This is a genomic window from Pseudomonas lactucae, assembly GCF_016937615.1.
GTDB lineage: Bacteria > Pseudomonadota > Gammaproteobacteria > Pseudomonadales > Pseudomonadaceae > Aquipseudomonas > Aquipseudomonas lactucae.
Genome location: NZ_JAFHKI010000169.1, coordinates 1 through 7,739 on the forward strand (window position 1 = coordinate 1; position 7,739 = coordinate 7,739).

The 7,739-nt window shown below is 60.4% G+C and carries 7 protein-coding genes and 1 pseudogene; all 8 read left to right on the forward strand.

The window, feature by feature from the left end; all coding sequences use genetic code 11:
• A pseudogene (locus tag JWR98_RS25900) lies at positions 1-183 on the forward strand (cold-shock protein); the annotation flags it as partial.
• Between the two features lie 298 nt (positions 184-481).
• Positions 482-2,596, forward strand: coding sequence for a flagellar biosynthesis protein FlhA (gene flhA / locus JWR98_RS25905; protein ID WP_225908863.1), 2,115 nt, complete (start codon positions 482-484; stop codon positions 2,594-2,596).
• A gap of 12 nt (positions 2,597-2,608) precedes the next feature.
• A complete protein-coding gene (gene flhF / locus JWR98_RS25910; protein WP_078734093.1) occupies positions 2,609-3,925 on the forward strand; it encodes a flagellar biosynthesis GTPase FlhF in 1,317 nt (438 codons plus the stop codon).
• Between the two features lie 104 nt (positions 3,926-4,029).
• Positions 4,030-4,863: a flagellar synthesis regulator FleN gene (gene fleN / locus JWR98_RS25915; RefSeq protein ID WP_003192912.1), complete on the forward strand. Its 834-nt coding sequence runs from the start codon at positions 4,030-4,032 to the stop codon at positions 4,861-4,863.
• Positions 4,860-5,600, forward strand: coding sequence for an RNA polymerase sigma factor FliA (gene fliA / locus JWR98_RS25920; protein WP_205491572.1), 741 nt, complete (start codon positions 4,860-4,862; stop codon positions 5,598-5,600). Before fleN ends, fliA begins: the two co-directional genes overlap by 4 nt.
• Positions 5,601-5,768: 168 nt before the next feature.
• Complete coding sequence (locus JWR98_RS25925) at positions 5,769-6,143, forward strand: chemotaxis response regulator CheY (RefSeq protein ID WP_160385018.1); 375 nt, start codon at positions 5,769-5,771, stop codon at positions 6,141-6,143.
• 18 nt (positions 6,144-6,161) lie between these two features.
• Positions 6,162-6,950, forward strand: coding sequence for a protein phosphatase CheZ (locus JWR98_RS25930; protein ID WP_078734091.1), 789 nt, complete (start codon positions 6,162-6,164; stop codon positions 6,948-6,950).
• An 11-nt stretch (positions 6,951-6,961) separates the two neighbouring features.
• Positions 6,962-7,739, forward strand: a 778-nt coding sequence (locus JWR98_RS25935; RefSeq protein WP_205491574.1) for an Hpt domain-containing protein, incomplete at its 3' end; no start/stop codon positions are given.

The window sequence follows — 7,739 nt, forward strand, 5'->3', positions numbered from 1 at the left end:
GGTTTAACGCGGACAAGGGCTTTGGGTTTATTACTCAGGATGGGGGCGGAGCTGACGTCTTTGTTCACTTTTCCGCGATCCAGGGTGAAGGGTTCAAAGGCGCTCGAAGAAAACCAGAAGGTTGAGTTCGATATCGTCCCAGGACAAAAAGGGCCTCAGGCTGCGAACGTGCGAGCCTTGTGAAGACTCATTGATTGATCGATCCCTGGTAGCACTGGATGCAAAAAAATCCAAATGTGGGAGGGGGCTTGCTCCCGATAGCGGTGTCAGGCAGCAGATTCATGGCCTGACTCACCTATATCGGGAGTAAGCCCCCTCCCACATTTGTATCGGTATATGGCCGTAATCACGGTCGCACGTGAGGTTATCCGAATCCGAAACCAAAGTTGGAAGGCTTCTTGCACTACCCCCACCAGGACGCCTCCCGGCGTCAAAAGTTTGCTTTACGTTACGAGGAATACCGGTGGTGGATCGCTCTCAAATGCTCGGCACGGCCCGTACGACCCTGACTGACCTCTCGCGGGGCAATCTGGGTGTGCCGTTGTTGTTGCTGGTGATGCTGGCAATGATGATGTTGCCGATGCCGCCGTTCCTGCTCGACGTATTCTTCACCTTCAACATCGCCCTGTCCGTGGTGGTGTTGCTGGTCTGCGTATACGCCCTGCGGCCGCTGGATTTCGCGGTGTTCCCGACGATTTTGCTGGTGGCGACCCTGTTGCGCCTGGCCTTGAACGTGGCCTCTACCCGCGTGGTGATGCTCCACGGCCAGGACGGTCACGCTGCCGCCGGCAAGGTGATCCAGGCCTTCGGTGAGGTGGTGATCGGCGGTAACTACGTGGTGGGTATCGTGGTGTTCGCGATCCTGATGATCATCAACTTCGTGGTGGTGACCAAAGGTGCCGGGCGGATTTCCGAGGTGAGCGCGCGGTTTACCCTCGACGCCATGCCCGGCAAGCAGATGGCTATCGACGCCGACCTCAACGCCGGCCTGATCGACCAGAACCAGGCCAAATCCCGCCGTCTGGAAGTGGCCCAGGAAGCCGAGTTCTACGGTTCCATGGACGGTGCCAGCAAATTCGTGCGCGGTGACGCCATCGCCGGCCTGCTGATTCTGTTCATCAACCTCATCGGCGGCGTAGCCGTGGGCATGTTCCAGCACGGCATGAGTTTCGGCGATGCGGGCAAGGTCTACGCCTTGCTGACCATCGGTGACGGTTTAGTGGCGCAATTGCCATCACTGTTGTTATCCACAGCGGCTGCAATCATGGTCACTCGTGCCTCGGGCTCCGAGGACATGGGCAAACAGATCAGCCGGCAGATGTTTGCCTCGCCCAAGGCCTTGGCCGTGGCGGCAGGCATCATGGCGATCATGGGGATTGTGCCGGGCATGCCGCACGTGTCGTTCCTGAGCATGGCCGCCATGGCGGCCGGTGGTGCCTACCTGTTCTGGAAAAAGCAAAACGCAATCAAGGTCCAGGCCCTGCAGGAAGTCGCGCGCCAGCAGGAGCTGCTGCCGTCCCCGGCCCGCGCCCAGGAAACCAAGGAGCTGGGCTGGGACGACGTGACCCCCATCGACATGATCGGCCTGGAAGTCGGCTACCGCCTGATTCCGCTGGTGGACCGCAACCAGGGCGGCCAATTGCTCGCGCGGATCAAGGGCGTGCGCAAGAAGCTGTCCCAGGACCTGGGCTTTTTGATGCCCACCGTGCACATCCGCGACAACCTCGACCTGGCGCCGAGCGCCTACCGCCTGACGCTGATGGGCGTGATCCTGGCCGAAGCCGAGATCTACCCGGACCGCGAACTGGCGATCAACCCCGGCCAGGTGTTCGGCAGCCTCAACGGCATTACCGCCAAAGATCCGGCTTTTGGCCTGGAGGCGGTGTGGATCGAAATCAGCCAGCGCAGCCAGGCGCAGTCCCTGGGCTACACCGTGGTAGACGCCAGCACCGTGGTCGCCACGCACCTCAACCAGATTCTGTACAAGCACTCCCACGAGCTGATCGGCCACGAAGAAGTCCAGCAATTGATGGGTTTGCTGGGCAAAGCCTCGCCAAAACTTGCCGAAGAGCTGGTACCCGGCGTGCTGTCGTTGTCGCAACTGCTCAAAGTGCTGCAAGCGCTGCTGGCCGAACAGGTGCCGGTGCGCGACATTCGCAGCATTGCCGAGGCCATCGCCAACAACGCCGCCAAGAGTCAAGATACCGCCGCGCTGGTGGCGGCGGTACGCGTCGGATTGTCCCGCGCAATCGTGCAAAGCATTGTAGGGCTTGACTCCGAGCTGCCTGTGATCACCTTGGAACCCAGGTTGGAACAGATTTTGCTCAATAGTATTCAGAAGGCGGGACAAGGCCAGGAAGAGGGCGTTCTGCTGGAGCCAAGCATGGCTGAAAAACTGCAGCGTTCTTTGATTGACGCCGCGCAGCGCCAGGAAATGCAGGGCCAACCGGTGATTCTGCTGGTGGCAGGCCCGGTCCGAGCGATGTTGTCGCGGTTTGGACGCCTGGCAGTACCGAATTTGCACGTTTTGGCTTATCAGGAAATTCCTGACAACAAGCAAGTGACTATCGTCGCGACAGTAGGGCCCAACGGCTGAGGGTAGTGGGTTATGCAAGTGAAGCGTTTTTTCGCCGCCGATATGCGTCAGGCCATGAAACTGGTCCGTGATGAGCTGGGCGCCGACGCCGCGATTATCGGTAACCGTCGCATTGCCGGCGGTGTCGAGCTGACGGCTGCCCTGGATTACACCCCTCAGGCCCTGGCCCCGCGCGTGCCGAACATGGAGCTTGAAGACGAGCTGCGCAAGACCGCCTCGCGCATCGTCTCGGCCCAGGCCGAGCTGAGCATGCGTGGCGACAGCGATGCCACCACCAATCGCCAATTGTTCGCCGGCCTGCCGCTGACCGCCTCCGAGCCACTGGTTGAGCCGACTTTCGTCGAGCCACCGCGTCCTGCGGCGCCAGCCCCGGCCGCCGGCGTCGACCAGCGCGCGTTCGACTCGATGCGCTTCGAGCTCAACGGCCTGCGCGAACTGCTGGAAGTCCAACTGGGGTCGCTGGCCTGGACCCAGTTGCAAGGCAGCAAGCCGCAACAGGCCAACCTCTGGCGCCGCCTGCAACGCATCGGCCTGTCTGGCCCGCTGTCGCGCGACCTGCTGGCACTGACCACCGAAATCGAAGAACCCCGCCAGGCCTGGCGCATGTTGCTGGCCCACTTGGCGCGGATGATCGCCACCCCGGAAATCGAGCCGCTGGAAGAGGGCGGTGTGATTGCCATGGTCGGCCCGGCCGGCATGGGCAAGACCACCACCCTGGCCAAGCTCGCCGCCCGTTATGTGCTCAAATACGGCGCCCATAACATCGCGCTGGTGAGCATGGACAGCTATCGTATCGGTGCCCAGGAGCAACTCAAGACCCTGGGCCGTATCCTCAACGTGCCGGTGACCCATGTCGATCCGGGCCAGTCCCTGGCCAACGCCCTCGACCCGCTGCTGCGCAAACGCGTGGTGTTGATCGATACCGCCGGCCTGCAAGCCAGCGACCCGGCCTTGCGTCTGCAGCTGGAAAGCCTGGCTGGACGTGGCATCAAGTCGAAAAATTACCTGGTGCTTGCAACCACCAGCCAGAAACAGGTTCTTACCGCTGCCTATCACAGCTACAAACGTTGCGGCCTAGCCGGCTGCATCCTGACTAAACTGGATGAAACCGCCAGCCTGGGCGAAGTGTTGAGCCTGGCGATCAGCCATGAACTACCGGTTGCCTACCTGACCGATGGGCCGCGGATTCCGGATGATTTGCATCTGCCGCGCCGTCATCAGTTGGTCAGCCGCGCCGTGAGCGTACAAATGCAAGACGAGCCTAGCGAGGAAGCGATGGCCGACATGTTCGCCGATCTCTACCACCACCCGGCAAAACGGGTCGGTTGAAGTCGATGAGCACCGTGAAATGTATCTACATCGATGGTCTGCAAGCGATTCACGCGGCCAAGCCATGTAGCCTGCGTCTAAGCAAGACAAGGTAAAGAAATAAAATGGGCAGCATGCATCCCGTACAGGTGATCGCGGTGACCGGCGGCAAAGGTGGCGTCGGAAAAACTAACGTGTCAGTGAATTTGTCCCTGGCGCTGGCAGAGCTTGGCCGTCGCGTCATGCTGCTGGATGCTGACCTGGGACTGGCGAACGTCGACGTTCTGCTGGGGCTGACGCCCAAACACACCCTGGCCGATGTGATCGAGGGGCGCTGTGAACTGCGCGATGTGCTGCTGCAGGGCCCTGGCGGGATCCGCATCGTGCCGGCCGCGTCGGGCACCCAGAGCATGGTGCACCTGAGCCCGGCGCAGCATGCCGGCCTGATCCAGGCCTTCAGTGATATCGGCGACAACCTCGACGTGCTGGTGATCGACACCGCCGCCGGGATCGGCGAGTCCGTGGTCAGCTTCGTGCGCGCGGCGCAGGAAGTTCTGCTGGTGGTCTGCGATGAACCCACCTCGATCACCGACGCCTACGCCCTGATCAAACTGCTTAACCGTGACTACGGCATGAACCGCTTCCGCGTGCTGGCCAACATGGCCCAAAGCCCGCAAGAAGGACGCAACCTGTTCGCCAAGTTGACCAAGGTCACGGATCGTTTTCTCGATGTCGCCTTACAATACGTTGGTGCAGTTCCCTACGACGAGTGCGTGCGCAAGGCTGTGCAAAAGCAGCGTGCAGTCTACGAAGCGTTCCCTCGTTCCAAGTGCGCCTTGGCGTTCAAGGCGATTGCCCAGAAGGTCGATACCTGGCCCTTGCCTGCCAACCCTCGGGGGCATCTGGAGTTTTTCGTCGAACGATTGGTGCATCAGACGAGCGCAGGACCTGTGCTATGACAGCGAACGGCTATAACGCTTACAAGAAGTCCGCCCGTGACAGCCAGGGTGAGTTGATCGAGCGCTATGCGCCGTTGGTCAAACGCATTGCCTATCACCTGCTGGGACGCCTGCCCGCCAGCGTCCAGGTCGAAGACCTGATCCAGGCCGGCATGATCGGCCTGCTCGAAGTGTCGACCAAATACGATGCCAGCAAAGGCGCCAGTTTCGAGACGTATGCGGGTATCCGCATTCGTGGCGCGATGCTCGATGAAGTGCGCAAGGGCGATTGGGCGCCCCGTTCGGTCCACCGCAATACGCGCATGGTCAGTGACGCAATTCGGGCAATTGAAGCAAAAACCGGTCGCGACGCTAAAGATCACGAAGTTGCGGCCGAACTCCAATTGAGTCTCGACGATTATTACGGGATTTTGAACGATACCTTGGGCAGCCGCCTGTTCAGTTTCGACGACCTGTTGCAGGACGGCGAACACGAAGGGCTGCACGAGGACGGCGCGAGCGCACACATGGAGCCGTCGCGCGACCTGGAAGATCTACGCTTCCAGGGTGCGTTGGCGGACGCCATCGCCAATTTGCCTGAACGTGAGCGATTGGTGTTGGCGCTGTACTACGACGAAGAGCTGAACCTCAAGGAAATCGGTGAGGTCCTGGGGGTCAGCGAATCACGGGTCAGCCAGTTGCACAGCCAATGCGCCGCCCGCTTGCGGGGGCGTTTGGGAGAGTGGCGAGCGCGCTGACAGGCAGTGTGGGGACACTGCAAAGCGATACCGCGAGGGTGTTTGATTCTCGTGGTTCGGCCCGTGGTGGCCCCGGCAGTCCTATTTGTGTAATGCCTGTTGATTGAAATGGCGCGTCCAGGTGCTGGGCGCGTTTAAGACTGCTTGGAGGTCGAATTGGACAAGAACATGAAAATCCTCATCGTTGATGACTTCTCAACGATGCGGCGGATCATAAAAAACCTGTTGCGTGACCTTGGGTTCACCAACACGGTCGAGGCGGATGACGGCCTGACGGCGATTCCGATCCTCAACAGCGGGAGCATCGACTTTCTGGTAACCGACTGGAACATGCCGGGCATGACCGGTATCGACCTGCTGCGCCATGTGCGCGCCGACGAAAAACTACGCAGCCTTCCCGTGTTGATGGTGACCGCCGAAGCCAAGCGTGAGCAGATCATCGAGGCCGCCCAGGCCGGGGTCAACGGTTACGTGGTCAAGCCATTCACTGCACAGGCCTTGAAAGAGAAGATCGAAAAAATCTTCGAACGCATCCACGGCTAATGCCATCGCGGGGGAGCTATGGAGCATAACGAAACGTCACAGGGAGACTTTGAGTCCACCCTGAAAAAACATGCTCACCAGTTGGTCGAAAGCCTTGAAAAAGGCCAGTTCGGTGACGCGGTGCAGTTGATCCATGAGCTCAATCAGACCCGTGACCGAGGCCTGTACCAGGAAGTGGGCAAGCTCACACGCGAGCTGCACAGCGCGATCGTCAATTTCCAGATTGACCCGCACATGCCCCAGGCCGAAGAAATCTCACAGATCACCGACGCCACCGAGCGTCTGTCCTATGTGGTCAGGCTGACTGAAGCGGCGGCCAACCGCACCATGGACCTGGTGGAAAACGCCACGCCGCTGGTCAACGGCATGGCCACCGAAGCCCAGGCCCTGAGCGTTGACTGGGGCCGCTTCATGCGCCGCGAAGTGGGCGCTGAAGAGTTCCGTGAACTGGCCCGTCGGGTCGAAGGGTTCCTGTCACGCAGCGAGCAGGAAAACCGTACGGTTTCCAGCAACCTCAACGACATTCTGCTGGCCCAGGATTACCAGGACCTCACTGGTCAGGTAATCAAGCGCGTGACCCAATTGGTCACCGAAGTGGAAAGCAACTTGCTCAAATTGGTGCTTATGGCAGGCCAGGTCGACCGTTTTGCCGGCATCGAACATGACCGCGAAGCGATCCTCTCGGAAAAAGATCCACAAAAACATCTCGCCAAGGGTGAAGGTCCGCAGATTCATGCCGATAAACGTGAAGACGTTGTATCGGGTCAAGATGATGTTGACGACCTGTTATCCAGTTTAGGCTTCTAAGGAGCACACCCATGAGCTTCGGCGCCGATGAAGAGATCCTTCAGGATTTCCTTGTAGAGGCCGGCGAAATTTTAGAGCAACTGTCCGAACAACTGGTCGAGCTGGAAAGCCGCCCAGATGATGCGAACCTGCTCAATGCAATTTTTCGCGGTTTTCACACTGTAAAAGGGGGCGCCGGCTTCCTCCAGCTCCATGAGCTGGTGGAGTGCTGCCACATCGCCGAGAACGTTTTCGACATCCTGCGCAAGGGTGAGCGTCACGTTGATTCGGAGTTGATGGACGTGATTCTCGAAGCACTGGACGCGGTCAACGGCATGTTCAGCCAAGTGCGTGAACGTGCCCCGATCACCGCGGCCACGCCGGAACTGTTGGCGGCCCTGGCGCGCTATGCGGAGCCTGCGGACACCTCGGCGGCGCCGGTGGTCGAAGCGGAGCCTGAACCGGAGCCTGAACCGGATGTGACGGACACCGAGTTCGAACAGCTGCTCGACTCGCTCAGTGCCGTCAAGGCCGAAGCCGAAGCGCCGGCCGCCGTTGCCCCGGCAGCGGCGCCGACCGGCGAAGACATTACCGACGCGGAATTCGAGTCGCTGCTCGACCAGTTGCACGGCAAGGGCCAGTTCGCCGCCGATGCGGTTGCGCCTGCTGCTTCTGCACCGGCTGCGGCGGCCGCGCCTGTCAGCACCGACATCACCGACGACGAATTCGAAGCGTTGCTCGACCAACTGCATGGCAAAGGCACGTTTGCCGCCGACGCCTTGCCGGCAGTCGCCGCCACCGCCACCGCCA

Excerpts from the sequence above, each read along its gene's own strand:
- flhA (WP_225908863.1), top strand. The coding sequence starts at position 482 with ATGCTCGGCACGGCCCGTACGACCCTGACTGACCTCTCGCGGGGCAAT.
- flhF (WP_078734093.1), top strand. The coding sequence starts at position 2,609 with ATGCAAGTGAAGCGTTTTTTCGCCGCCGATATGCGTCAGGCCATGAAA.
- fleN (WP_003192912.1), top strand. The coding sequence starts at position 4,030 with ATGGGCAGCATGCATCCCGTACAGGTGATCGCGGTGACCGGCGGCAAA.
- fliA (WP_205491572.1), top strand. The coding sequence starts at position 4,860 with ATGACAGCGAACGGCTATAACGCTTACAAGAAGTCCGCCCGTGACAGC.
- JWR98_RS25925 (WP_160385018.1), top strand. The coding sequence starts at position 5,769 with ATGAAAATCCTCATCGTTGATGACTTCTCAACGATGCGGCGGATCATA.
- JWR98_RS25930 (WP_078734091.1), top strand. The coding sequence starts at position 6,162 with ATGGAGCATAACGAAACGTCACAGGGAGACTTTGAGTCCACCCTGAAA.